Annotated in this window: 15 protein-coding genes and 1 pseudogene; 8 read left to right on the top strand and 8 right to left on the bottom strand. The window is 66.3% G+C overall.

Features of this window, described 5'->3' with window-relative positions; translation table 11 throughout:
• Positions 1-7: 7 nt before the first annotated feature.
• Positions 8-1,207, bottom strand: a complete 1,200-nt coding sequence (xerC, locus tag OG293_RS33165; protein WP_406002425.1) for a tyrosine recombinase XerC — start codon at positions 1,205-1,207, stop codon at positions 8-10.
• Between the two features lie 525 nt (positions 1,208-1,732).
• Between xerC and OG293_RS33160 the strand changes: the two genes are divergently transcribed.
• Complete coding sequence (locus OG293_RS33160) at positions 1,733-2,935, top strand: IS110 family transposase (RefSeq protein WP_406002424.1); 1,203 nt, start codon at positions 1,733-1,735, stop codon at positions 2,933-2,935.
• Between the two features lie 18 nt (positions 2,936-2,953).
• Here the strand turns inward: OG293_RS33160 and OG293_RS33155 are convergent, their stop codons facing one another.
• Positions 2,954-3,187: a hypothetical protein gene (locus OG293_RS33155; protein ID WP_406002423.1), complete on the bottom strand. Its 234-nt coding sequence runs from the start codon at positions 3,185-3,187 to the stop codon at positions 2,954-2,956.
• A gap of 56 nt (positions 3,188-3,243) precedes the next feature.
• On the opposite strand from OG293_RS33155, the gene OG293_RS33150 reads away from it, so the two are divergent.
• The gene (locus OG293_RS33150; RefSeq protein ID WP_406002422.1) at positions 3,244-3,474 is read left to right on the top strand and encodes a hypothetical protein; all 231 of its coding nucleotides are present in this window, start codon (positions 3,244-3,246) and stop codon (positions 3,472-3,474) included.
• Positions 3,475-3,610: 136 nt separating this feature from the next.
• Here OG293_RS33150 and hisF read toward each other — a convergent pair whose 3' ends face one another.
• From hisF to OG293_RS33135, 3 genes are all read right to left on the bottom strand, one after another.
• Positions 3,611-4,426, bottom strand: coding sequence for an imidazole glycerol phosphate synthase subunit HisF (hisF, locus tag OG293_RS33145; RefSeq protein ID WP_406002421.1), 816 nt, complete (start codon positions 4,424-4,426; stop codon positions 3,611-3,613).
• Positions 4,414-5,058, bottom strand: coding sequence for an imidazole glycerol phosphate synthase subunit HisH (gene hisH / locus OG293_RS33140; RefSeq protein ID WP_406002420.1), 645 nt, complete (start codon positions 5,056-5,058; stop codon positions 4,414-4,416). Before hisH ends, hisF begins: the two co-directional genes overlap by 13 nt.
• Positions 5,059-5,245: 187 nt before the next feature.
• On the bottom strand, positions 5,246-5,521 hold the full coding sequence (locus OG293_RS33135; protein WP_406003793.1) for an aldehyde-activating protein: 276 nt from the start codon (positions 5,519-5,521) through the stop codon (positions 5,246-5,248).
• On the opposite strand from OG293_RS33135, the gene OG293_RS33130 reads away from it, so the two are divergent.
• From OG293_RS33130 to OG293_RS33110, 5 genes are all read left to right on the top strand, one after another.
• A complete protein-coding gene (locus OG293_RS33130) occupies positions 5,493-6,356 on the top strand; it encodes a type IV secretory system conjugative DNA transfer family protein (RefSeq protein WP_406002419.1) in 864 nt (287 codons plus the stop codon). The genes OG293_RS33135 and OG293_RS33130 overlap by 29 nt on opposite strands.
• On the top strand, positions 6,340-6,621 hold the full coding sequence (locus OG293_RS33125) for a hypothetical protein (protein ID WP_406002418.1): 282 nt from the start codon (positions 6,340-6,342) through the stop codon (positions 6,619-6,621). The genes OG293_RS33130 and OG293_RS33125 overlap by 17 nt, the downstream gene beginning before the upstream one ends.
• Before the next feature lie 164 nt (positions 6,622-6,785).
• Entirely contained in the window at positions 6,786-7,148 is a 363-nt protein-coding gene (locus OG293_RS33120; RefSeq protein ID WP_406002417.1) for a hypothetical protein, read from the top strand.
• Positions 7,149-7,638: 490 nt separating this feature from the next.
• Complete coding sequence (locus OG293_RS33115) at positions 7,639-13,557, top strand: DEAD/DEAH box helicase (protein WP_406002416.1); 5,919 nt, start codon at positions 7,639-7,641, stop codon at positions 13,555-13,557.
• Positions 13,554-15,926, top strand: coding sequence for a hypothetical protein (locus OG293_RS33110; protein WP_406002415.1), 2,373 nt, complete (start codon positions 13,554-13,556; stop codon positions 15,924-15,926). Before OG293_RS33115 ends, OG293_RS33110 begins: the two co-directional genes overlap by 4 nt.
• A 640-nt stretch (positions 15,927-16,566) precedes the next feature.
• Here OG293_RS33110 and OG293_RS33105 read toward each other — a convergent pair.
• Positions 16,567-16,935, bottom strand: a complete 369-nt coding sequence (locus tag OG293_RS33105; RefSeq protein WP_406002414.1) for a hypothetical protein — start codon at positions 16,933-16,935, stop codon at positions 16,567-16,569.
• A 1,038-nt stretch (positions 16,936-17,973) separates the two neighbouring features.
• Between OG293_RS33105 and OG293_RS33100 the strand changes: the two genes are divergently transcribed.
• Complete coding sequence (locus OG293_RS33100) at positions 17,974-22,098, top strand: hypothetical protein (RefSeq protein ID WP_406002413.1); 4,125 nt, start codon at positions 17,974-17,976, stop codon at positions 22,096-22,098.
• Positions 22,099-23,798: 1,700 nt separating this feature from the next.
• Here OG293_RS33100 and OG293_RS33095 read toward each other — a convergent pair.
• Together OG293_RS33095 and rpsC are read right to left on the bottom strand one after the other, a co-directional pair.
• Entirely contained in the window at positions 23,799-24,995 is a 1,197-nt protein-coding gene (locus OG293_RS33095; RefSeq protein ID WP_406002412.1) for a hypothetical protein, read from the bottom strand.
• 539 nt (positions 24,996-25,534) lie between these two features.
• A pseudogene (gene rpsC, locus OG293_RS33090) lies at positions 25,535-26,281 on the bottom strand (30S ribosomal protein S3); the annotation flags it as partial.
• Positions 26,282-26,698: the final 417 nt, after the last annotated feature.

The following is a 26,698-nucleotide window of genomic DNA, read 5'->3' as shown; positions in this document are numbered from 1 at the left end:
CAGATTCTCACGCGCCGCCGTGACCGGCCCCGTGAAGGCCGTCCCACGCATCCGCTGCGGGCTGAAGATCCTCGGGGCTGATGTGCACGTACCGGCGCCGCGTGAAGTCCGCCGACGTGTGCCCGGCCCACGCGGCAAGGACGTGATCCGCGACCCCCTGGGAGTTCAGGAACGTCATGCATGAGTGGCGGGCGTCGTACAGGCGCACCCGGCGTAGCCCGAGCTGCTTCATGACCTTGTAGGCGGACTCCCGCAGATCCTTCGGAGTGAGCGCCAGCCCCAGCTCGTCCACGAATACATAGCCGCTCTCCGTGTACGCCTCGCCCGCCGCCAGGCGCTCCTTCGCCTGCGTGGCGCGGAACTTCTTCAGCGCGTCGGCCGCTCGCTTGGGCAGGGGCAGAACCCGTGAACCTGCCTCGGTCTTCGTGTCCTTCTCAATCACCCGTGACGTGCTGTTGGCAATCATGGTGCGGGTGTTGGCGATGGTCAGCGTCCCGACCTTCAGGTCCACGTCCTCCGCCCACCGCAGGCCGCAGACTTCCGCCGGGCGCAAGCCCATCAGCGAGAGCAGCAGAGGGGCGTACAGGCGATCCCCTTCCAGGCCCGCAACGAACTGGTGGACCTCCGCCGTGCTCCACGGCACAGCGCGCGGGTACTGCTTGCGGCCCGCAGTCCTGGCCTTCTTGGTCACCACCACGTACTGAGCCACGTTCGCGTGCACCAGCTTGCGGATCAGGGCCCGTTGCAGGATCTCCCGCAGGCGGTTCAGTACCTCGGTGACGGTCTTCGGGTGGAGGCCCGTACCGGCTACGCCACCGCGCCGCCGGGCCGTGGTGAGCAGGGTGTCCCGGAAGGCCGTCACGTGGTCCTCGGTGAGGTCTTGCAGGGGCAGGGCGCCAAGGTTGTTGTGGATGTGCCCGAGCAGAGACGCGTAGTTGTAGGCGGTCGTCTCTTCGATGTCCTCGGACTTCTTGGCGAACCACTCGGTCACCCACTCCGAGACGGTGACCTTGTTCGGCATGATCAGCGCGCCGGTGTCGCGCTGGTGCCCGAGACGGTTGATCTCCGCCTTGACTTCCTTGGACGTCGGCCGCGTGATCGTGACCTGCTTCCGCTTGCCGGTGGCGGGGTGGGTGCCGATGTCCACCACCGCGCGGTAGCGGGTACGCCCCTTCAAGTCCGGCGGGAGTTTCTTTACTTCGGGCATGGTCAGTCCTCCAGTTCCTCCATGTGGCCGCACTCGTTGCAGGACTGACGCTCACCGGCGACTGATCGATCGTCGTCAAGTTCGCTTCGAGCCCCAGTCGTTGTGCAGCCGCCGTCACTCCAGTCTCGCTCACGTCCCGCTGGTGCGCTGCGACACCCGGGTCCGCAGCAGCGCCCGCGACGCCCTGATCGCCCCCTGGACCATCTGCTGTCCCACACACCGGAGCCCGTCCGATGACCACATACCCCCCGTCCGGCGCCTACCAGTGCTCCACCACAGCGGCCCCCCCGTTACCTTTTTCGTGGCTCCGCAATGGGGCCTCCGGCCTTCGGGTCCGGCATGACTTCCCCCTCCTGTTGGTGATGATCCGGGGGGTGGTGTCACCGGGCCCGGAGGCATCGACAGACCGCTGATGAGGGGCTTGAGCACCGGCTTCACCCAGGCCGGAAGAGCTCTCCGTAACGTGGATGTGGCAGCTCGGTGCCGAGGCATGGCCGGACGAAAGCGTGATGGAGGGGCCTGCACGTGATCGACACCGGCGACATCGACGTCTTCCTCGGCCTGGACGTCGGCAAGGGCGAACACCACGCCACCGCCGTCACACCGGCCGGGAAGAAAGCGTTCGACAAGCGCCTGCCCAACACCGAGCCCAAGCTCCGCGAGCTGTTCGCGAAGCTGAAGGCCAAGCACGGAACCGTGCTCGTCGTGGTCGACCAGCCGGCCTCGATCGGCGCCCTGCCACTGGCGGTCGCGAGGGACATGGGCTGCCCCGTCGCCTACCTGCCTGGCCTGACGATGCGGCGGATCGCCGACCTCTACCCAGGCGAGGCGAAGACGGACGCGAACGACGCGTTCATCATCGCCGACGCGGCCCGCGCGATGCCGCACACGCTGCGGTCGATCGACGGCGAGGACGAGACGATCGCCGAGCTGGAGATGATCGTGGGCTTCGACGACGACCTGGCCGGCGAGGCGACCCGGGTCGCGAACCGGCTGCACGGCCTGTTGACGCAGATCCATCCGTCGCTGGAACGGGTGCTGGGGCCGCGGTTGCAGCACCCGGCCGTCCTCACGCTGCTGGAACGGTTCGGGTCACCGGCTCAGATCCGCAAGGCCGGCCGTCGGCGGCTGGTCACGCTGCTGCTGCCGAAGGCGCCGAGGATGGCCGAGCGGCTGGTCGAGGAGATATTCGCAGCGTTGGACGAGCAGACCGTGACGGTCCCGGGCACCGAGGCGGCCGCGCTGATCGTCCCGAGCCTGGCCGGTTCCCTCACGGCCGTCCTTGACCAGCGGAGACTCCTGGCCGGGCGGATCGAGGAACTGCTGCAGGCCCACCCTCTTTCCAAAGTCCTGACGTCGATGCCGGGAGTCGGCGTCAGGACCGGAGCCAGGATCCTGATCGAGGTCGGCGACGGCAGCACCTTCCCGACCGCCGGCCACCTCGCCGCCTACGCCGGTCTCGCCCCGGCGACCCGGAGCTCGGGCTCCTCGATCCGCGGCGAACAGCCGTCCAGGAGAGGAAACAAGCAGCTCAAACGGGCCTTCTTCCTCTCCGCGTTCGCCGCTCTGGGCGACCCGGCATCGCGGGCCTACTACGACAAGAAGATCGCCCAGGGCAAGCACCACACCCAGGCCCTGCTCTGCCTCGCCAGACGCCGGGCCGACGTCCTCTTCGCGATGCTCCGCGACGGAACCTTCTACGAACCCCCACCCGCCGCAGCCAGGTGAGGAGTTCAGACAGCTCGATCAGTCCTCCGGCCGAAGCCTCTGACGAGCCGCCTCAAGCCGCTCGTCAAAGTCGGATGCGAACAGCTCAGGAAGCGTCTTGTCGAGCGTTCCGGCGATCCTATGGATCGGCGCCCAGACCGCCGGATCGTCGACAACCTGGCTGAGGTCCGTCATCTGGAGCTTCTCCAGCCAGTGCGACAGCACCAGTGCCTCGTCACTCGTGAGCTTGATCGTGACCTGGCTATCACTCATGCACACCCCTACGGCTCAGCCCGCCCTCGACCACTCGAACCTACTGGCCTTCGACCTTGACCAAACACATAGGGGCCCCCTGGCACATCCTCGACCGCATCGCGGACCGGCACCCGCGCGCCCGCTTGTGGTACGCCGGCGGCCTGTCCGGGTGGGCCGACCTGACGCGCCTGTGGCACGCCGGCTGGGGCGCCGTCGTCGGCCGCGCCTACCTCACCGCTCCCCGCGGCCTACCCGACGCCGAAGGCCGCCTCCACCGCACCCCGCCCACGGAGAACCCGACATGACCCAGCCCGCGCCCGCCCCGACGCCCGACCGTGACCCGTGGTGGATCAGCAACTACCGCGGCCGCCGCCCGCCCGGGACGGCCGTGCGGCGCCGGAAGCGAAGGCGGGCCCGGCTTCGCTTCCGGCGGGAGCGTGCTCAGATCAGGCGGACCGGGAGCCCGTACCGCTTGGCGAGCTCAGCCTTGATCTCCCCGACCGGGACGGTGCGCTCCATACGCGGCGAGTACAGCAGCGAGCTGACGATCGCCGCCGACGCGCCCGCCTCGGTGAACGCCGCCGCCGCGTGCTCGGCGGAACCGGCGCCGCCGGAGGCGATCACCGGCAGGTTGACCGCCTCGGCGATCTTGCGGGTGATCTCCAGGTCGTAGCCCTCGTGCGTGCCGTCCTGGTCGATGGAATTGACGCAGATCTCCCCCGCGCCGAGCTCCTCGCCCCGGCGCGCCCACGCGATGGCGTCCATGCCGGTGGCCTGCCGGGCACCGTCGATGAACACCTCGTACCCACTGGGGATCTCGGCCGTGACCGGGACGCGCTTGACCTGCATGGACTGCACGATGCACTGGCGGCCGAACTCGGCCGAACCCTCGGTGATGATCGAGGGATTGCGCACCGCCATCGAGTCCAGACTGATCTTCTCCGCACCGGCGGCCAGCACCGCGTGCATGTCCTCCAGCGACCGGATCCCGCCGCCCACCGTCAGCGGCACGAACACCGTCGCGGCGACCTTGCGGATCGTGGCCAGGTCCGCCTGGCGGCGCTGCGCGCTGGCGAGGATGTCGTAGAAGATGATCTCGTCGATGCCGTCCGCGTACACCGACGCGGCGACCTCGGCGGCGTCGCCGACGTCGATGTTGTCCTCGAAGCGGCGGGCCTTGGTGACCCTGCCGTCGATGATGTCGAAGCAGGCGATCAGCCGGGTGGTCAGCCCCGTCGTGATGGTCAGGCCGGGCACAGCTCCTCCTGCGGGGTCTTGGCGAACCGCTCGAGGAGATCCAGCCCCAGCGGGCCGGACTTCTCGGTGTGGAACTGCGTGGCCATGATGTTGCCGCGCGCGACGGCAGAGGTGAACGGCAGGCCGTACTCCGTGGTCGCCGCGATGTCCCCGGCGTCCGCGGGGTCGGCGTAGTAGCTGTTCACGAAGTAGAAGTGGCCCGCTTCCGGCAGGCCGGCCAGGAACGGATGGGCCGAGGTGCGGTGCACCTGGTTCCAGCCCATCTGCGGCACCCGCACGTCGGCGCCGTTGAAGGCCCGCACGGTCCCGGGCAGCCAGCCCAGGCACGTCGCGTCCTGTTCCTCGCTGGTCTCGAAGAGGACCTGCAGGCCCACGCAGATGCCCAGGAACGGGGTGCGGCCTTCGATAACCCGGGCGTGAAGCGCCTCGGGCCATCCGGCTTCGGACAGGTAGGTCATCGTGGTCCCGGCTGATCCGACACCCGGAAGGATGATCCGGTCGATGCCATCCAGTTCCGTGGGCGAGGTGAGCAGACGGTTCGGCACACCGAGGAAGTTCAGCGCGTGGACCACGCTCTGGCTGTTTCCGGTGCGGTAGTCGATCACGCCGACCACGGGTCGGTCGTCCTGCATGAACGCCTCAATCTAAGGGCCGCCGAAGGCGCCCCGGTTGAAGTAGCTGGCCGCCGTCACATAGAACGGCAAAGGTCACTGTGAGTCTATCGGCGGCCACTAGCCGATGCTGCTTGTTCCGCCCGAGCTCTGCGAGTCAGGACGAAGAACTGCCCTCTTCCCCAAGCCGCCCCGGGTCTCGTGCGCTTCAGCCGACGGGGCTGTTTTGGGTGTCCGGCGCCTGGGGCAGCCACCGTACGGCGTTGTCGCAGAAGCTCAGATTGACTGGATCGAGGTCGGCTCCGCTGGCGTCGTCTAGAGCCGTTACGACAATGCCGAGTTCCGGGACGTCGCTATCGATCGCCGCGTGGCGGCTGCCGCAGTGGGGGCAGAAGCCACGCTTCGCCTCGCCTTCGAGGGTCTCGTACCAGGTCGGCTCGCTCTCGCCGGTCCAGGTGACAGTCTCGAAGCCCACCCACCACATCACGGGGGTGCCGCCGAGTTTCTGGCAATGCTGGCAGGCGCACAGGTGGGGAAGACGGCCGGCCCCCGAGGAGCGTTCGGCGAGCTGGCGCACCGCCGAGCAGAGCATCCTGGCCCTGTACGACCAGAAGGTCGCCGCGATCTTCGGCAAGTCCGCCCGTGATGAGCAGAACTTCTCCATCACGAAGTGGCTCACCGAGGGCGGCACCGTCTTCCTCATCGGAGAGGAAGACGAGGGCTCCTCGCTGGCGCCCATTCTGGCTGCCTTCTCGCGGGCCATCCTCGACACCGCCAAGGTCATCGCGGCCCGGATGCCCAACGGCCGCCTCGACCCGCCGCTCGCGCTGCTCGGCGACGAGCTCGCCAACGTGGCACCACTGCCGCAGATCCCCAGCCTCATGTCCGTCTCCGGCTCGCAGAACATCTTCATGGTCGCCGTGCTGCAGAACCTCGCCCAGGCACACGAGCGCTGGGGAGAGCTCGGTGTCCGCAAGATGTTCGCGGCCGCCACCATCAAGGTCATTTTGGGTGGTGTCTCGGACGAGCAGGAGCTGAAGAGCTACTCGCAGCTGGCCGGCGAGTTCGAGGAGGACACCGAGAGCGTGTCCGACGACGGCGACCGGGCCTCGATCAGCATCTCCACCCGGCGCCGGGCCGTGCTGGAGCCCGGTGACATCCGGCAGATCAAGGAACGCGAAGGCCTGGTCGTGCACCGGCGCACCCCCGTCACGCGGGTCAAGTTCGAGCGGATCCACGAGGGCCCCCGCGCCAGGGAAATCAGCGAGGCCACCAAGGAAGCCCTGAAGAAGGTGAACAGCCGTGCCAGCAGCGACTGACCTGCGCAAAGACGTCCTGCGCTCCGTGCACAGACGGCTGAACGACCTCGCGCGGTGCATCGCCCTCCGGAGCGAATCCCACTCCCCCGCTTCGCAGCCATCCCATCGCCGTGACGCAGATCCGTTCGGCCCGCTCTTCAACGTGCTCGAAGCCCTCAACAGCGAGCAGAAGGGGTTCCACACGCGACTGGAGCAGCTGGAGGACGCCCTCTCCCCTGCCGCTGCGCCGGCCGCACGGGGCCGACGTGTTCGGCCCGCTCATTGACGCCCTGGAGGCCCTCAACGGTGAGCTGAATGAGTCCGCACGGCGTCTGGCCGAGCTCGAGAGCTGCGTCCCGTACGTCCTCCACCGGCCAGGGATCTCTTTCAGGCACTCCAGTGCAACCCTCCGTGCGGCCCGAAGCCGTCGGGTACGAAAGGGGGCGTCCCGTGCCTGATCCGCTCGGTCCGCTCTTCGACGCGTTGGAGTCCATCAACGGCGAACTCACCGGCTTCGCCGCGCGACTGGCCCGGCTTGAGGACTCCGGGGCGGCGCGCGGCGCGGCGAAGCAGGGAGCGTCCGGTGAGGAGGGCGGCGGCGACAGCACGCGCGTCCCGGGTGCCCCTATCGCGTGGCACAGGGTCAAGGAGGGCGAACGGGAGCAGCTGCGGGGCGAGTTCGCCGCGTGGGTGATCCGCATGGCCGACACCTACGAGCTGACCACCGAGCAGCTTCCGCACGCCTGCTGGTGGGAGCACGGCGCCGTGGTGGCCGAGCTCACTGCACTGTGGACCGGCTGGGAGTCGGCGTAAGGCAACGAAGAGGACGCGCCGCCGGCCCCTAAGAGTTGCGCAGCTCCACATCCGCTGCGTCGTTGACGGGTACTCGCTCGGCCGACGCGCAGTCGTCGCTGACTCAACGGGAAGCGGTGCCAGCCCTACCTCTCCGTCGTCGGGCAAAGAGCCTTTCCCAGCAAGGCCGGGGAAACCAGTGCCTACCGGGCCCGACCGTCTCCTCATGCCGGAGACAGCCCATGGGGGCGGGCGAGTGGCCACCCAGTCCCGGGACGTTGATGGCTCCGATGGTGGAGTGCGCGGCGTATCTGCGAGGGAGCACCGCCGATCATTGCCGGGGGCAATGCGCCAGCTGTTGCGTATGAGAGATGTGGGGCCTTCGTTGCCACTGTGTTGGCGGCTTGCATAAAGAATATGTTCAAAGCATGTCCGCCTGTGAGGCGGCGAGCGTAACCTGCGAAGATCACCGTCTGTGAGCGGGTATACCCGCATGACGGAGGAGGTGATCATGGGTACGGAAGCGCGGGTTCCGGCCGCGGTCCGGAAGATCGTGGAGCTGGTTGGGGAGTTCTCAGAGGGAGTTGGTCATGCGAAGTTGGCCGCTGCGGCGCGCGACCGGTACGCCGGGCTGCCCGACGCCCGACTGGCGAAGCTGGTCGGGCAGGCTGTCGCCGCCGGACTGATCGAGGAGACGGGTGGGCGGTACGCCGTACCCGTCAGGTCGGTCTCGGCGGAAGCCGGGCCGAGGGACGAGGGCTCCCAGCGGCGTGGACTGCGGGCTGTCGCGATCGACGTGGAGAGTGTCGTACGTACCGTGCCGACGGAGCCCTACCTGGAGCGGCATGTGTACGAGGCCGCAGCCGTGCGGTTTGGGATGGACCAGGCATGGACCGCGGAGGCGCCGCGTTGGCAGCGGTATCTGCGCCTTGGGTGTAGTGAAGAGGAGATCCGTGACGCGGCCATACGCCAGCGGGTGCGTGACGCGGGAATGAAGCCGGAGGAGGTCTGGGGGGAGTTCGCCGCCTACGTCGCGGGGGCGGATGTGGTGGTGGCGTACAACGGAACCGGGCTGGACTTCCCACTGGTGCTCGAGGCTGCCACGCTGGCCGGACGTGACGATCCGCTGGCTGGCTGCAAGCTGGTCGATGCGCTGTATCTCGCCCATGCGGTGTGGCCAGCCGCTAGCTCCCACCGGCTTCACACGCTCGCCGAGTTAGGTGGGGTGCCCCGGTTCGATCTGCGGGCGCACAACGCTGCGGACGACGCTGAGCTGCTGGTCCGGCTGTTGGGTGCGGCATCCGATGTAGTAGCGGGCTGGGAAGCAGAATTGACCCGGCTGGTGGCAGACGTATGCGCGGACTCTTCCGGCTGGCGGTTGTTGCTGGAGCTCGCACGGGGGACGGAGGGATCTGCTCATGGGGCGGAGGCGTGGGACCAGGCGTTTGTGGCACGGGTCCTGGGCAGTGAATTGGGACAGCACCAGCCCCGGCGTGGGTCAGGGGGAACGGCGCCTGGCCTGGCAGTTGTAGGGATACCCGGCGAACTGCGTGGTGTCGACGGCAGAGTGGACCCCGCTGCGCTCGCCGCCGCCGTGCACGGCCCCAAAGCCGAGCCCCGTCCCGCTCAGCAGCGGATGGCAACCTCCCTGCACGCTTGGATCGATCAAGGCAGCGGCGGGCTGCTGGAGGCACCGACGGGTACGGGCAAGAGTTACGCGGTACTCGCGGCCGCCCTCGACTGGCTTGCGGTCGCTCCAGGCCGCACCGCCATCATCGCCACTTTCACCAAACAGCTTCAGAGTCAGATGGCCCGGGATCTGAAGGACCTGGAACGTGCCCTTCCCGGTATCCTTGACGTCGCCGACCTGGTCAAGGGACAGACCAACCGGCTCTCACTCGCCGCCCTGACAGCCCTCCTCGCCGAGGCGACCCGGGCCCGAACGGCCGCCCGCGGTCGGGCGCGAATCGTGGAACAGCCGCGCTTCCGCGAGCTTGCCATCTACCTGTTGCTACGTCTGAGAGCCTGCACCGAAGCACCTGAGTCGTGGGCCGCCAGGTCTGTCGACTCCGTGGACCTTCCCGCCTTCTTCGCCGACTACGCGGGGCGGGCACTGCCGCTCTGGCTGGAGGCTCTGTCCCAGCGCGATGGCGACTATCAGCAGGGAGACGACACCCCACTGACCCCGCACACCGACACCGTGCGCGAGGCGATCGCGGGACACCGACTCGTCCTTGCTAATCACGCGCTCGCACTCTCGCATCTCGACGACCTGCGCGCGCTCGGCGCCGAAACCTTGCTCATCGTCGACGAGGCGCATGAACTGGAGAACGCCGCTACCTCCGCACTCACGGTCACCGCCGACTATCGGGATATGGAGGATCTGCTCGCAGAGTGCCTGATCTGGCTCGCCGACGCGCGAGACGGAGCTGCTCGGGACCGGGCGGCGGCCGCCGTCGGTGAACTGGAGCACCTATTTGACGACGAGCGGCTGCCTCGACTCGCCGCTCGTTCATTCGACGCCTGTTCCAAGGGCGTTGGAGCACGAGTGGGTAGCCGCACCGCTGTGCTGGCCAGTCCATTCGCGGGCACCTCCGGTAGCCAGGAAACGCGCCACATTCAGCGCCTCCTGGTCCAGGTCTCCCGAGCTGTCGGTGCTGTCGCCGCCGCCCTCGATCGGTACACCGCCGAACACGCGGCACTCGACGTGCACGTACGGGAGCGGATCCTTCGCCTCGCCCGCCGCGCTGAGGACACAGCGGCAGCCCTCGACCGCATCACCGCTGACATCGACGCCTTGCTCAACCCGGCCACCACCCTCGACGGGACAAACTCCGATACGGCGCTCTCCCGCGTGCTTTACCTGCAGGAGCTGGCCGAGCCCGAACCGGGACTGCGCGCCTACCGGTTCCGCGTCGCCTCAAGCCCCATCGACCTGCCGGCCGACCCCGTGTGGCGGAGCTACCTGGAGTCCTTCACCTCCGTCCACTACGTCTCCGCGACCCTGCGGGTCGCTGGCGAGTGGACCTTCGTAAGAGACCGTCTTGGACTTCGGCAGGACCTCCCCGCACTCGCCCTGCCCTCGCCGTTCGACCTGGCGCGCCAAGCCGAGCTGATCTGTTTCACGGACTTTCCGTCCTGGGCGGAGCAGGAGGAGGGCGCCATGCGGACCATTGCCCACCAACTCGCCGGATATGCACAGGAGATCACCTATGCGCGGCTGGACGGAAACGGATACGACGGCGGGGCCATGGTGCTCACCACTGCCCGATCCACCGCTGCGGGCATCGGTGATCTGCTGCAGCGTGAGCTTCGTGCGCGCGAGCTGACCACTCCCGTCGTGGGAGCGATCGCTCTCGGAAACGGCCGTGCTGTCGCAGAGTTCACCGACCGGCAGCAGGGCGGGGGGTTCCTGGTAGGTACGAAAGGGCTGTGGCAGGGTGTCGACGTCTCCGACGAACACCGGCTACGGCTGGTATGGATCAACAAACTGCCCTTCGCGCCGTTCGCCGACCCCATCATCGAGGCTCGCCGGGCCGCCGTACGGGAACGTGCCGAGGAGACCGGACACCCAGACCCCGACGGGGCAGCCACCGAGGAGTACTACCTGCCGCTGGCCGCACTCCAGCTGCGCCAGGCAGTGGGCCGACTAATCCGCTCCGACCGGCACCGCGGCGTCGTCGTCCTCAGCGACCGCAAGCTCGGTGGGCACACCACCTTGCGGCGCGTTTACCGCCGCGCCTTCCTCGGCAGCCTAGACGAGGGGCTGCTGCAGCCCGATCCAGCCACCGGAGAGATCGGCGGTGGCAATGTGGCGACCATGACCGACGGATGGCGGCGCATCTGGGGGTTCTTGGCGCGCGAGGGGCTTCTGCACGGTGACCGGGCCGCCGAACTTTGCGCCGACGAGGCGCTCGAAGGCCATACCCTGCTGCCCCACACCCGCCGCATTCGCGACCTCGCTCTAACCCCCGGCGAGACCAAGCGACTGCGGGACGAAGGACGCCTCACGGACACGGTCTTGGAGCGTGCCTCCATTATTGGCGGGCTGCTCGGCCTTTCCGACGAGCCCGTGGTTCTTAAGCTGGCCCAGCGAATAGTGATCAGCGCCGTCGCTGAGGGTCGAAACACGCTTGGTCTTCTCCCTACCGGCTTCGGCAAGAGCTACACCTTCCAGCTGCCCGCGCTCGTCCTGCCTGGGACGACCATCGTCGTCAGCCCGCTTGTCGCGCTCATGCACGATCAGGCACTCGAGCTCAACCGCTCCCTCGGAGGCGCTGTACGCGCGCTGATCTCTCCGCTGCGGGAGTCCAGCAGCCGCGCAGGGAAGACCGAAGTCGCCGACCAGCTCCAGGGCCGTCAGGACCATGGCATCCGGTTGGTGTACGTCAGCCCGGAGCGGCTGTGTCAGCGCCGCTTCAGGGAGCTTGTACGGCAGGCGGTCGCGGCCGGACGGGTGCCCCGGATCGCCGTCGATGAGGCGCACACCATGGCTCAGTGGGAGGATTTCAGGCCCAGTATGCGACGGGTCGGGCGGTTCCTCGCCGAACTGCGCAAGGAGTACGGGCTGCCCGTCACCGCGGTCACCGCCACGGCCAACCGCTCCGTGCACGCTGCCCTACGCGAGAGCCTCTTCGGTATGACACCCGAGCCTCCGGCAGCCGCATCGGATCAAGAGCGCTCTGAGGCCGCGTGGCCGGATGCGCGGGGAGGTCTCGTTACCGTGCGGGAGAATCCGATTCGCCCCGAACTAGCCGTATTCAGGCGCTCGCTGAACCAACCCGGACCGGGTGGTGCCGCCGGTCTAGCCGAGCGGGTGGTTGACGCACTCGACGGACACGCGATCCTGTACTGCCTCACCGTCAAGGAGGTCAACGCGCTCTACGCTCACCTGCGCGAGTACGTGGGTGACAACGGAGTACGGGTGCTGCGCTTCCATGGACGGCTCACCGAGGCCGAGAAGGCCGCCGTTATGACAGAGTTCCGGGAGGCACCCCGGCAGGGCGAGGACGGGTTCGCGCCGGTCGTTACGGTGGCCACATCCGCATTCGGGCTCGGCGTCAATCGGCCGGACATCCGTACGGTGTTCTGTGTATCTCCCCCCACCGACCTCGCCGCGCTCTACCAGCAGATCGGTCGCGCGGGCCGCGACGGGGCCGGGCGGGACACGGAAGGTGAAGGCCCCGTCAACGCTGCCCTTGCCCTTGCGACGAGCCGCGGCCTGCGCACCGTACGGTTCATGACCGGACAGGACCTCCCCGTGCCACTGCTGCGTCGAATGGGACAGACGGTGCTCGGGCGGCGCGGCGGCAGCCTGAACGCCGCAGTGCTGGCCGAGTCGCTCATGGCGGGGGACGCCGCTGTAGGCACCCTCGACGAGAGTGAAATGCGCAGCGCACACACGGCGGACCGCTACCGGACCGGGATCATGCGCGCCTTCAGCGCTCTCGCCGACCTCGGTGCCATTACGGACCTCGGCGACTACCCGCCCCTTTGCGCGGTGAAGGCCGGGGACACGCATCTGCCACTCCAGCCACAAGTGTCCCCAGAACCAGATCCGCTAGCCAAGAGCGACGCTCTGGAGCGGCGCATTGTCGCGGCCATCCTCGCCATGCCGGAACGCACCCGCCTGCGAGTCGATGTGCTCGACACCCACCTTGCCGAACGTATCGATGGCTACCGAGACGTCGCGGACGGCCCCGCCAGCACCTGGGAGATCCTCGCCGACCTTCACGACCGGGGGCTCCTCGACGTGTCGGCGGCTCCCAGTCGCCAGCTCGTCACCGGTCTCGCCGTCCATCAGTGGTTCCTCCCCGAAGGCTTCCTGCCGCTGCTCGTCCGCAGAAGCGCCCGCGCTGCGGGCGAACTCGCCCTCCTGAAGGACTTCTTCGAGGACACGGCGACATGCGCGCAGCGCAAGTTCGCGGACTACTTCGGTGTCCTGGAGCTCCCTGACGGCTGCTGCACCAGCGCACGATGCCGCTGCTCAGCCTGCTGGACCAGCCCCAACTGGCCAGCTCACGAACGCAGGTCCGGCGTCACCCAGGCCTTCGAGAGCGCTGCCCCGCGCATGGGCGGTGGTGCCGACAGCACTCTGCGCGCCCAACGCCTCGACAGTCAGACCTACCGCCTCACCCGACTCATGCCGCGTGGCGTCCACCCGAGGACCCTGTGGCACGCGCTTCGCGGTGACGAAACGGCCTATCACCCCATACGCAAAAAGCAGATACCTCTGCCGCGAACGCTGCGGGACAGTCGCCACTTCGGAGGCCGCGCCGACCTGCCGTACACCGATGTCGAGAAGAGCCTGCTCCGATTGGCTGAAGCGGGCGCGGTTGCCGCTACCAGCGACGGCAAATGGCAGGCCAGACGCCACATCGCAGCCGTCGCAGCGGCATCACAGGAGCAGAAGGAGGGGGACAGCGTATGACCATGGCCACCGGGGCACGCGACAGGGTCTGGCTGCCGTACGTGGACGAGCCCCTGCTCACTCCCGCCATGGTCGACGGGTACGACACCACACCCGCCCCGGAACTGGACCGGCTGAGCCAATATCTGGACGCTCTCGTTGCAGCCCGTCGCGCACCCGTCCACGTTGCGGTCGCCTTCAACGCCGCCTACTTCGGGTACGACCTCAAGGGGCAGGGATATGGCACCAGTCCGCTAGACCCCGATGCCTTTCCGGTCGTCACCTTCGGAGGGCGGACTCCCGCACTCCCCGTCGGGGCCATGGCTCACATCGCCACAGGCTCACAGCCGCTGTTTGCGGAGATCGTCTATAAGGAGGGCCGTCACCCTAGGATCAGCGCACTCGGGGACGTACCAGGCTGGGTGTCAGGGGCGCCGGCCGGCGCTGAAGGCCCGGGGCGGCCGTGCCCGCACGACGCTCCCGTACGCCGCGAACTCCTTGTACCTGACCCACATGCCTTCGGCGCCGCATTGAGCTTGAGCCCTGCTCAGCTCAATCGGCTCCGCGATCACTCACGGTGGATCGACAAGCAAGGCCATGTACTAGTCGACGCCGTTCACCCGTCGCGTGAGGTGGCGGAGCGGGACGATATCGCTGCGTATGCCGCCTTTCTGCTGACCACCGCGCGGGCGCAGCTCCTCAGCCCCTTCGTGCCCGTGTCGCTCGTCGAGCTCGCAGGCACGCAGCAGGAAGAGGTGCTGAGGGGTGCGCTGACGCGTCTGCTTGATGTGATCCGGCGCGTGCTCGTCTCTAGTGACGCATTGCGAATGTGGGGCCCTTACGCCATGACCCGCAAGGCGCTCGCTGCACGCTGGGCGGACCCGGGCCCTTTGGGAGGAAACGACATGAACGTCCTTGCCTCCGCACTGCGAATCAAAGCCGAGCCAGCGGCCCGACGCCGTTACGGCTTGCCCTCCGCCACCACTGTGTACACCGCCGTCGGACCACGGCTGAGTGACTTTCCGGGTGCGGAGTCGCGGCTCTCCGGCGTTGAATATGCGACGGCCGTATGCAGCGCGAACTTGGCGATCGCGGGTGTCATCCAGGGGGAAAGCGAGAACGGCCTTTTCCAGGACGGCACCCGGGTGAGCCTGGACGACGTTTTCGAGGGCGGTGGTGTATGGCGGACTCGTAACCCGGGCGCGGATGAAGCGGACGGCGATCCTCTTGTGGCGGCCGCAGCCGGCTGGGGTGCGACCGTGCAGCTGCCCTCACCACGCCCCACGTCAGGTGAAGCGCCTGGCCAGTTGGAGGGGAAAGCGTGCGCTGAGCGATTCGACGGAGCAGTAGCTAATCAAGCCGAGGAGCCAAACATTGAAGCGCCCAGCGAGCCCGTGGACGCTCCGCTCGTCGACGAAGCCGGCCTTGGGGCTGGGCAGCTATTGCGAATCGGCGACAGTGAGATCGCCTGGCGGATGCCCCTAAGGCTCGCCCATCTGATGGACGGCTACCTCCCCCTCCGTCCGCTCATCGCCGATGAGCTGGCGGGCCTTGGTCAGAAGCAGACCGTCGTGCGCCTTGAGCTAGCGCACCCCGGAGGGGAGTTGGAGGACTCTGAGGCTGTTCAGGACACCGTGGCAGAGCTCTGCGACGGAAACAGCCGTCTGCTGGAGGTCGAATGGCCGCTGGATTTCTTCCCGGGTCTGGAACTTCACTTGCAATGGCCGCGCGGGGGGCGCGTCATCCGCGCCACCACCACCCTGCTGGAAACGCCGGTCGCGGTCGGCGAACGAACTATCGAGCACCAGTATGACGTGGGCATCCTTACCCGCGAGGACGCACCCGGCAGTACGCGTACCAGTGACTCGGCAGCTGGCCTCAATCCCAGTCAGCTGGTCATGCGAACTGTCCGTCGATGCGGGCTGCTCACCCCAGACGGGCATGCACTGCTCGACCGGTCAGCCTTGCCCACCGCCACCTATGGGGAGGCCCCCGTCATCGAACAGGTTGCCGCACTGGAAGAAGCGGTCGAGGCACTCGTGGCCGTCGGACGGCTCTACATGGCTACGGGCAGCCGATGTGTCGACGGCCGTCCCCACTATCCCGGGCGCCCCGATGAGCCGGAGATCTCGCTCATCGGTTACACCCCCGACCCCGTGCCCGTGCCGCGCTCACCGTCTGGGCAGAGCGACTTCGAGCAGACCGGGCAGACGGTGCCAGTCGTCCTACATTCCGTACCTGGTCATCTGCGGCGACTGCTGCCGGACCACTCACCCAGCGCAGCGCAGCGTGCTGCCTTTCGCGAGCACTGCCGCCGACTGGGCAAAGCCGACGGTTGGGACCTGCCGGACGGCTACACCTTCGTCACTCAGCACACCCGAGGCCGATGAGCCTCGCGCACGGTTCGTTCCACCAGAAGTGGAGTAATGCATGCACGACCGGTACCACATCAGGGCGGAGCCGCCGCTGTCCCCGCCGGGAGTAAGCACACAGCATCTCGAGTCGCTGGCCGCTGCCCTCAATTCTGCGGGCACACTGGTCGCGGACGCGCTGCATGAACTCACCCCCGATATGGTGGAGCTCGCCTTCAACTCCATCACTTCGCAGGATCGCCAGCGCCTTCTTCGCAAGCTCGGAATCAAGCTGGCGGCGCCCCGGCGGGCAAGCAAATCCCTGTGCCGTGACGTACTCGGTCGTATGCAGCGCGAGTCGCGGCAGCAGGCGCGCAGGTGCGCCGCCCAGTGGCTTACGCCGCGAGTGATGGACGACGTTGTCGACGCCGCTCGGACGTGTGACAACGGGGACGCTGCTGCTGACCCAATCGCGCGATGGGGCGAAGTCCTCGTCCGGCTTGCGGTCTTTGCGTGGTGTGAAGCGTGCGCCGCCGACGCCAGGGTGTTCCTGTGGTCGGCCGATCACGACTGGCTCGGCCTGGGCGCCGAGGTGAAGGAGCTCGAAGCGGTGCGTGAGGCAGCGTCCCGTGTCGTGGAGGACACCCCGGAGGTCCTCCGGAACGATGTGGAAGAAGCCTCAGGTTTCGGCGAAGCGCTGGTGCGCGCGACGGATGGTGAGTCCTCCAACGTCCTTGCGGCAGCGGATGCTCCCCTCGACGAGGTCGCTGTGGCGCCCCCGGCGGCTGCCGCAACTCGGCCGGGGAAGGACCCTGTCGATGCGGACGCCGCCTATGCGGCGCTGCAAGCGGCCGTACAGGCCGCCCGGCACGCGGTACGGCGCATCGGCGAGGCCCTCGACGACGGCCGTCCACCCGTCGAGGATGATTTGCAGAAACTGTCCTCGCTCGTTCCGGCGTTCACTCGAACCCAGGAGGCTCTGGCCGACGCCGGAATGGCATCGGTCCCAGTTCGGCTGGACGACTTGGCGCGGGCCGTCGAAGCACATCGCGCGAAGCTCGGCCGGGAGTCAGCACTGCGGGCGAAACTCCGCGCCCTGCGCACCTTGACTTGCGAGGCGGGCAGTTCGGCAGCCGCGGCACTCGGAGCAGCACAGGACCGGGCCCGACGGTTGTTGGGCGTGCCTGGATGGGACGAGCCTGCCCACGTTCAGGCTGAGGTGCTTGCAGGGCTTGTCGAAATCGTCGAGCTCGCTGGACAGCCTGACGCACTGCCGAAGATCATGGCCCGGCAGCAGCGGGTGGGACAGCTTCTGCCCGACTGTGTCATGGCCGCTCTCATGTACACGGAACTGTCCCTCCCCGTGCGTACTGAGTTGGCGAGCGGCAACAACGTACTGCAGGAGCCCGCAGTCGAAGCGGCGTCCGCCGCTCCAGCTTCACTCGGCGCCGAGGGGACCTACTCGACTGATGCATCCGTGCCCACGCTCGCCTCTCCAGAGAAGAGGGCATACCCCCAGGCCGGGACCGAGCTGGCGAGTGTCGCGGGCCTCGTGGGCGCCCCAGAGCAGGTTGACAAGTCCGAGACGAGCCCGGTGTCCACAATCACCGTTGTGGAAAGAGCAGATAGGGCCGACACGGTTCCTAGCCCGGCCGATGCGGCAGTTAAGGCGACACCCTCCGGCGAGACCCCGATAGTCATACCCAAGCCGGCCGCCCCCTCCAGTAGTCAGTCCCCCAAGCCCAGCAAGGCGGATGTCTTCGAGGCGCCGGGTCGCAACCCCGGGTCCACGGAGGCATGCCCGCCGGCGAGTGTGGTCGAGACCGCACTCGCCCAGCTTGTCACTGAGAGGCGGTTCGGACTCGCCGCCCTGCTCTCGCAAGCTGCGGACCGCTCCGAGGCTGAGACGGCAGCGCTGCGCCTGGCGGCGGCCGCAGCAGTCCTGCGCTCCGGATCCGGCAGTGGTGCACGGGCGGTCAGTGAGGCGCTCCAGGCCTGGGACGCCCTTGACGTGCGGGACACTGAGGGGACCGAACTGCTGCTGCTGCCCGCGCTGGTCCGCGCCGCGCTCGTCACCGGCGAACACGTGATCGGTGCCCAACTGAAGGCGCTGGCACCGCGGTTGCCCGATGGTCTCGCCGCCATTGCCATCGCAGTGGCGGACCGGGCCTTGGGAGGCGCACTGCTCATCGCGCCCCCTATGGCCGTCATCGCTGATGTGTCCGAGGCCGAGACCAGGCTGCGAGAGATTACCGAGAGCTGCCGGGCACTACTCAAGCCACAGCGCCTGCGGTACAACCGTGCCACGCACATCGCCAAGCGGTGGCTGGCTCCGGACGGCATGCTTGGGGAGATGCTTCTCGGCATCATGAACGGCAAGCCGGATGCTGACACGACGGCCCGCGCGACAATCGAGCGGCTGACCCGCCTCTCCGAGATCCGGACCGAGATCGACCGGCAGGACCGTGATCTGTGCGGACCGGGCGGCCGGCCCCTTCAGGGCTCCGGCCGCCAGGACCTAGTACACGTTGTCGAACGCGCCCTGGACTGCGCAAAGGCGTGGCTCGACGTCACCGAAGCTTTGAGACGTGGCACCCCCGCCGACAACGACTGGGCCGTGCAGGAAATCTCCGCAATGCGGCAGGCTGTCCTCGGGCGCCATGAGCGCGCCCTGGCCGACCTCGAGCCGACGATGAGACGGCCCGAACTGCTGCCCGCCGCGACGGCCTGGGCGGCACGTGAATCCCTGACTCGGCTCTTTCATGAGCTTGAGCACGGCGCTCCTGCTCAGCCGACCGACCCGGAGCCCGACGCTCGTCAGATCATCGATGCGGAGCTGCTCAAGATTCCGCTTGTACCCGGCGAGCTGCCTTCAGTGTCGGAACTACTCAAAGCTGTGGAAAGGTCGTGGGACGAAGCACTGGAACTGCAGGCCTCACAGGATGGGTTCCATGCCGCATACCGCATCCTTGACCTCGCAGAGCGTGGCGTGTTGCCTGCCGCCGAGCTGCAACTCGATGCCGCCCGGCGCGCGAGCTTGGAAGAGGCGGCAACGCGCCGCCGCACCGAGCTGGGCGAACGGCATAGCGAACTCGTCGCGGAACTCCGGCGAGCCCAGGCCGACGGAGCGCTCTCCGACGACCAGGACGTCAAGCTCCAGGAGCTGTTGGCAGACGTCCAGCCGACAGCCGAGGACGGAGCGTCGCACGAATTGAGCGCGGTACGACGCACCCTTGACCGAGTGGCGGAGCTCCTGCCGAAGTACCGACAAGAAGCCGCCGACCGACTTCGGGCTCGGCTGGATGCACTTCCTGACGTCACGGCAGACGAGAGGGTGCAGGTACTACGTCACCTTGACACCGATGGACTCGCAACAGCGGCGGACCTCGTCTACTTCCTTGAACTCGGCGAGCCCGTACCTGAAATTCTGGCGGGTGAGTCGCACCTCACGGACTTCTTCCCGGCGATCCCGGCGAGGCTGCCCGACGGCATCACCGCCGGGCTGGTCGAAGCGGTTCGCGGGCGTGAGCGGCACCCCGTCCTTCCCGCCCTCGACTACTCGCATCTGTCGGCGGACGAGGCCGCGAGGGCCGCGAGCGCACTGGACCGATGGCGGGAGCTCTCGGCCACCGATTCCAAGGAGCGGCAGAACGTCAATGTGCGGGACATGCTGCTTCCCGCCCTGTCACTGCTCGGATATGAGGCCCGGCGGGCGCGACCCCTGCACGACCTGCCGCGCAGTAACGAGTACCGATTCGCGGACGTCTCTGACATCGGGATCAACGGCAGGGCCTGGGCGCCAGCGTTCGGCTCGAAGATCCTGGAACAGGGCGGCAGGGTGCGCGTCCTGATGGTCTGGGGCCGCCCTTCGGCACAGCTGCTGCTGAGCAGAGCCGCTAAGGAGCCCAGCGGCGAGAGTCTGCTCGTCGCCTACTTCGGCACACTCGGAAGTGAGATGCGGGCGGAACTCGCCGCTGCCTCCGCCAGCCGGGTACCACTGATGGTCGTGGACGACGCGTCCCTCGCCTACCTGGCAGCCTGCGGAAACCGTCAGGTAAGCGTGGCCACCGAGACACTGCTGCCGTTTTCGGGGGTGAATCCCTACATCAAGGAGAAGCGCGGGCGGATTGGCCGAGAGATGTTCTACGGTCGCGATGCCGAGCGCAAGAGCATCCTCGACCCCGATGGCACACAGATCATCTTCGGCGGCCGGGGCCTGGGAAAGTCGGCTCTTCTCAACGACGCGGGCGACCGCTTCGCTGAGCAGCAGCCCGGCTACCACCACCCGGTCTATCTCAACCTGGACCACCACAACATCGGCAAAGGCACGGCGCTGGGGGCCGAGACGATCTGGAGCGTGCTGGATCAAGAACTGACCAGCCTTGGAGTGCTCTCTCCGCCACAGCGACGTAAGGCGCAGTCGGCCGATCCGTACGACCGAGTGCGCTCGGGTATCAAAGAATGGCTGGCCGTCGATCCACGGCGCCGACTGCTCATACTGATGGACGAGTGTGACCGCTTCTTCGAGGCGGACGCCCCGCATTGCACCCAGACGCGGCGTCTTAAGGGCCTTTGCGTGGAAACTCGAAACCGGATGAAGGTCGTCTTCGCAGGACTGCATTCGGTGCAGCGCTACACCCGACTTGCCCGAAATGGGCCGTTCAGTCATCTCGCGCAAACTCCGACCGTGGTTGGACCGCTTGCCCCGCAATTCGCTGCCGATCTACTGGTCCTCCCCATGAGAGCACTGGGCTTCGAGTTCGCCGACGTTGATCTCGTGAACCGGGTGCTGGGCTACTGTTCGTACCAGCCCTTCTTGCTCCAAATGTTCGGCAGTCGACTGGTAGAGGTCATGCAACGCAGGCGTACGCGTGCGGACGCGGGCCAGCCTCCGTACACGATCGAGGCAGCCGATGTCGAGGCTGTGGAGTCCGACCCCTCACTGAGGGCAGACATCACCGCGGCGTTCAAGGACACCCTCACGCTCGACGACCGTTACAACGTCATCGCCAATGTGCTCGCCCGGCACGCACGCGACAACGGACTGGAGACCAGGCTGAGCGACGTAGAACTGCGGGATGAATGCGCCAGTTGGTGGCGTGACGGCTTCGAGCAGCTCGACAGCGAAGGCTTCCGCGCCTATCTCCAGGAAATGGTCGGGCTCGGCGTGCTGGCCCCCAATCGTGATGGCCGGGGCTGGCATCTGCGCGGCCCTAATGCCCTCCGCATGATCGGCACTGCCCAGGAAGTAGAGACTCATCTGCTGAGCGCCGAGACCGAGTGCCGTTTGGAGGAGACCGTTGTACTGGAGGGCCGGCCTGAACTCCCGGACGGTCGGTCTGCCCCGCTTACCGTGACCCAGGTCGATGACTTGCTGGGCGACCACACTAATCAGACCCGAATCGTTCTCGGCACGGCTGCGACTGGCGTCAGCGATGTCGCCGACACTCTGCGGACGGTCACCGGACGGGTGGCTGGCTGGAGCATGCCTCCCATCGGGCGGATCAACGTCTTCCGCCAAGAGCTGATCTCTGGGCGGCCCGGTGAACGGCGAGTCATCGTCAGTGATCTCTCGGGCCGAGAGGTCAGCGAAGAGACTTGCCGGGAGTCGCTTGAACTCGCCCAGACTCTCGTCCCCGTCCGGTCCGGTGTCACAAGGGCGGTAGTTCTTGTGGCGGGCACCGGTCAGCTTGCCCTCTGGCGCGAGTTGCTATCCGATCCTGACATCGTCGCGTCTACAGCAGTTGTCCTCCGTCGCTATGACCGGGGCGGCATCAAGTCGTGGGCGCAGCGCGGCGATCTCTTTGACACCGATGAGCGTTTGACGCGCCTGCTCGATGTCACCGGAGGTTGGCCCATGCTGCTGGATCGGGCCGTCGAACTGCGCGATGAGTGCCAGAACCAGGATCAGGCTCTCCGAAGGCTCAGCGAGGAGCTTCAGCAGAAGCGGTTTGCAGCCGGACTGGTAGCAGCCGTCGGTCTCACTGTTGATCCACTCGTCGCAGCTGGATACCGAGCCATCGTCAAGGAGTTCGGCACCGACTGGGCCGACGAGGGGGATGTCCTGGCCGCCATTGAGCTCGCGGGGTTGTCTGAGGCAGACGCCCGGTGGGCATACGCGTGCTTGGAAGCCTTCCAGGCCCTCGCGCAGGAGGGCGTACGGCTGCGGGTGGAGCCGGTGCTGCACAGTTGTTGGTTGCTGAGCGACTGACCGACATGAGATCGCTGGGGTGGACGTGTCGCACGGAACGTCCACCCCATCGGTCATGGTGGGCTCGCCACCAATCCAGCAGAACATCTGCTGGGGCTGTTCCCCGACGACGGGCGGCCAGTCAGCGTCGTCGACGCACTCGACGAGGCTGACCGGCCCGGGGACGTTGTCACTGCCCTCCTGCTCCCAATGGCGCAGCAGGCGCAGGAAGCACGTGTACCAGCTGGCCGGGTCACAGTGACTGGGTCACCGCGGTGGCGGTGGCGGAGGTGGACGGCCGCCCGCACGCCCTCAGCGCCGATAGCCGGTCCGTGCGGGTGTGCGACCTGGCCATCGGTCGGCAGAACACCTATATCGCTGCTCATACCAGCCGGGTCACCGAGGTGGCAATAGCACGGACACGCCGTCAGCAGCGACGACAACAGATGGGTGCGCATATGGGACTTAACTACCGGCAAGCAGCTGCATCGAATGAAAGGCTATCGACACAGGAACCTCCGTGGACAGAACACTTCTTATGTCTCTCTTGCTGGTGTCAAATTGTAGTCCGGCGACCGACTCGGCTAGGTGCTTCTGCCTGCTCCGGCGCGGAGCCAGCTGTTGCTAGTATGCGCTCAGCGCGACAACTCCGCCAAGCTAAGGAGCAAATGTGCCGACTCTGGGTAATTAATGTCCGAGTGAGCTCCGGCGAAGCTCAAACGGCCCCGTCGAAATAGCCAACTGGCGTCTACGTTTACTACCCGATGGTCGAGATCGTCCATTGCATAGGCGCGATCCAGCGGCAGCAATTCGATGTTATGTACGTGGGTTGGAGCACGCCTGGCGCCTGCGTACCCGATTCCTGCGCTGCCCTCAGCCTGCCGATGCCAGATACCGGTCGCGCGGTCATGTCGTGAGTACGTGAGCACGATGGGTCCGCATAGCGGGGCCCAGTGGTCACGCCCACGTCCCGGGAGGAGAGCGGGAAACGAGTTTTCGAGCGCGTCCCGCGGCGCAGCCATCAGGAAAACAAGCAGGCTATCCACGGTAAACGGCCGTTGTGGGTCGGTTCCCGCGCTCCAACTGAGCAAATCAGCCGGTTTCTGGCTGGCGGCCCACTGAACAGCCTCGCATAGAAACCGGCCACCGAAAGAATGACCGCACAAGTGCAGGAACTGTCCGAAGCGGTTCTTAAGCATGTGCGAACCGGGTGGAGTACGGTTCTGATCCAGGTAGCCGAGTAGATGGCTGATAACGTACGCGGCCTGTCCTTGTCCCTCTGCCCCCATCTCATGAGCTCGATCTCGTATGCGCCGGTATCCAGACAGCGAGGAACGGCTAGAGGAAGGCCAGCGGACCGACACGAGCCACGGCCGGAAGCCGTCCCGCGACAAATTCAGGTAATAGTCCGGGCGTACCGCTCGCTGCTGCAGTGCCCGGCCCAGTAGCAACTGCGCCTGCCGCGTTGCCGCATCAGGGAGAGTTTGCCATCCATGGACATGCACATAGATGTCCGTCGCCCAATGAGGGATCGGGAGGCTGCGGGCAAGGTATTCCGGAACGCGATTTCCGGGAACCGGTTGACTGCCCTCATCGCTTAGCAGCTTGCCACGCTCATTCAAGTCGACTATCGCTGCCGGAGTGCCTTTCTCCAAAGCTAGATCCTTACTTCCCAGCGCCCAGCGCCAATCGACTATCCAGCCCACAGTGTAGAGAGTAGGTCAACGCCAAGGGATTTCGGTAAGTTTTAGCGAAGTGTCGGGCGAGCTCCCGGGCGATCCCCCTGCTGTGGACGAACCTGCCAAATATCTGTCAATGAACTCAAGGGCATAGTGAGCACCGAAGAGTTTCGGAATTTCAATTTGAGGACCGAGGACACCTTCCGCGCCGCTCCGTATGAGCACTCCGCCAATATGCTCAAATTCCGCTGAATCCGCAACCAGGCCGGCAAAGCAAGCGTTAAGCATCACGAAAGGACGAAAGGTCTCTTGTTGCCCATGGGTACGGGCCTCGGTCCGCAACCTTTTAACCAATTCCCCATCGATTCCCGCAGAATCGGTGAGTCGGATTACAAGGTGAGGCTCCGGTGCGCCTTCAAAACTCCCGTGGCACCAAAAATACATTAGGTCTTCGTCAACATTGGGCGATTGCAAAGCTCTGATCAGTTCATTGCTTTGAGTGCGCTCCGTCAGATCCGTAGTGTCGAGTAGTGCCCGAACTTCGGCAGCCCTCTCGACCGTATTAAGCTGCATGTCTACGTTTAGACTTGTGGCTGCTCGGGCGTGGGCAATAAGCACTGGTGATACGCTTGGATAGCAGTCGGCCGCCTGGTCGATCTGATGTCGGTATCCGAAAAAACGCGCAAAATGGTCGTCGGTTTTCTCTGGAAGGGCATCCAGTGCCATCATCGGCCACGGTAGGTAGACATCGGAGTTGAATCTGACGCGCAGATTTTCATCCTGCAATGCTTCTATTAGATCCCGGCGGAGGATAGTCAACCGTGGATCGTCCCCGTCAAGGAGCTGCTGCAGCAGATAGCTACCTTCATCGGCGAGTTCTTTGATTACGGGAATCAACTCGCCTTCGGGGTAGTCTGTGAGGTCCACTGATTTCTGGAACGGGGTGACCTCCACCGGCATGCCGTCCTCGTATTGCTCATGATTCAAGAACCGGTCTTTCCATATTTTGCGCAAGCGATTTGCTTTGCAGTGAATTACTGGGCCGGAATTTTTCAATGGAGCCTGGTGTATGCCAGATTTCAAGGAAGGGACCTTCGGGCCAAACATCATAATGTTCATTGGGCCAGCCCCGGCGGTAATGTTGACTACTATGTCCGGGTGGGCGTATGAGGGGCCGGGCAGACGGGTAAAGCTGTTGCTCGGATCCTGGGGAACCTCCGGCGGAATCTCACGTGACATGACAGCTATTCTCCATCATTTCAATCCGCTGCTCTCACCTCGAATGCCGCCTCAACCTCTTGAAGTACAACACCAAATTCGCGCTCGTACACCGTGAATCGCAAACAGTGTCTGCCTGCTTGCTGGGTGATGAACGTGAATTCGGCGGCGGCTCCGGAGGGAGCGGCATCATAAAAGAGCGCCGTGGGGACAATGTTGCCGATATTCCGAGAGGATGCGACCAGTAGCAACCTGCCTGGGCCGTTATCGCCAGCCCAGGGGTGCCCTTCCGGTACATCAAGGTGGAAGCGGAACCGCACAGATTCTCCCAGCAGCGACTCATCGTCCAAGGAGATCACTTTCGCCACACACCGGGGAATCTCTGTGGGATCAGGCGCGTGCACACTTTGAGTCTCTTGCAGCGCTTCCGTGTGCGCTGCGGACGGCTCGGTGAGCGCCGGACGGCCATGGCCGTCGGACCCGCGACTGGTTGAGGGGCCCTCAGTTGCGCCGCTACTTTGCGTTCGGGCGCCCGCATGGGCTGGCAAACGGGTCTCACGTTGTACCGGCTTGCGGCCGCGGCCGCCACGTTCGCCACCACGGGCCGGGCGGTCGGCGCCGCCACCACGGGCCGGGCGGTTACCCGCACCGGCCGCAGCGTTCTCGGCGCGGACCTCGGCGATGTTCTTGACGTCGCCCTTGTAGATCCAGACCTTCACACCGATACGGCCGAAGGTCGTCTTGGCCTCGAAGAAGCCGTAGTCGACGTTCGCGCGGAGCGTGTGCAGGGGCACACGGCCCTCGCGGTAGAACTCCGAGCGGGACATCTCGGCGCCGCCGAGACGGCCACCGCACTGGATCTTGATGCCCTTGGCGCCCGCCTTCATCGCCGACTGCATGCTCTTGCGCATGGCACGGCGGAAGGAGACGCGGGAGGACAGCTGCTCGGCGACGGCCTGGGCCACCAGCTGAGCGTCCACCTCGGGGTTCTTGACCTCGAGGATGTTCAGCTGGACCTGCTTCTTGGTGAGCTTCTCGAGGTCGTCGCGGATGCGGTCGGCCTCGGCGCCGCGGCGACCGATGACGATGCCCGGACGCGCGGTGTGGATGTCGACGCGGACGCGGTCACGGGTGCGCTCGATCTCCACCTTCGAGATGCCGGCGCGCTCCAAGCCGGACGTCATCCTCCGACGGATGGCGACGTCTTCTCCGACGTATTCCTTGTACTGCTTGTCGGCGTACCAACGGGACTTGAAGTCCGAGGTGATGCCGAGCCGGAACCCATGCGGGTTAACCTTCTGGCCCACTACCGGATCCCCTTCGTGGAGGCGACGATCACGGTCTTGTGGCTTCTGCTCACCGTCAGGGAGGCTCGTCACAATGCGCGACGGACGCTCGGTCGCCCACTGTGACCCTCAAGGTAACCATTGTCCCTCGGAACGCCTCACCACGCCCGGCGAGACAGAGACAGCGATCCGAACAAGGGCGGCGCGGACCGGTGCCAGTGCCCCGCCCCTGGCCCCCTCTCCGGGGGTTGGCAACGGAACCTGGTGCTCCGGAATCTGAACGGTACGGCGAGTTTGCATGTCGTCAACATGCCCTCCACGGAATCCCCGGCATCAGCGTCCGCCGCTTTCGCTTGCGTGAGTGGCGAACAACAGGTGGTCAGGCGGCATCCTCCGACCGATGGTGATGCCGTGCTCAACGACCTACCCACCGCCAGA

The organism is Streptomyces sp. NBC_00829 (genome assembly GCF_045161795.1).
Lineage (GTDB): Bacteria > Actinomycetota > Actinomycetes > Streptomycetales > Streptomycetaceae > Streptomyces.
Note: the sequence above shows the minus strand (reverse complement) of the source record. Positions and strands in the feature narration are given on the sequence as shown.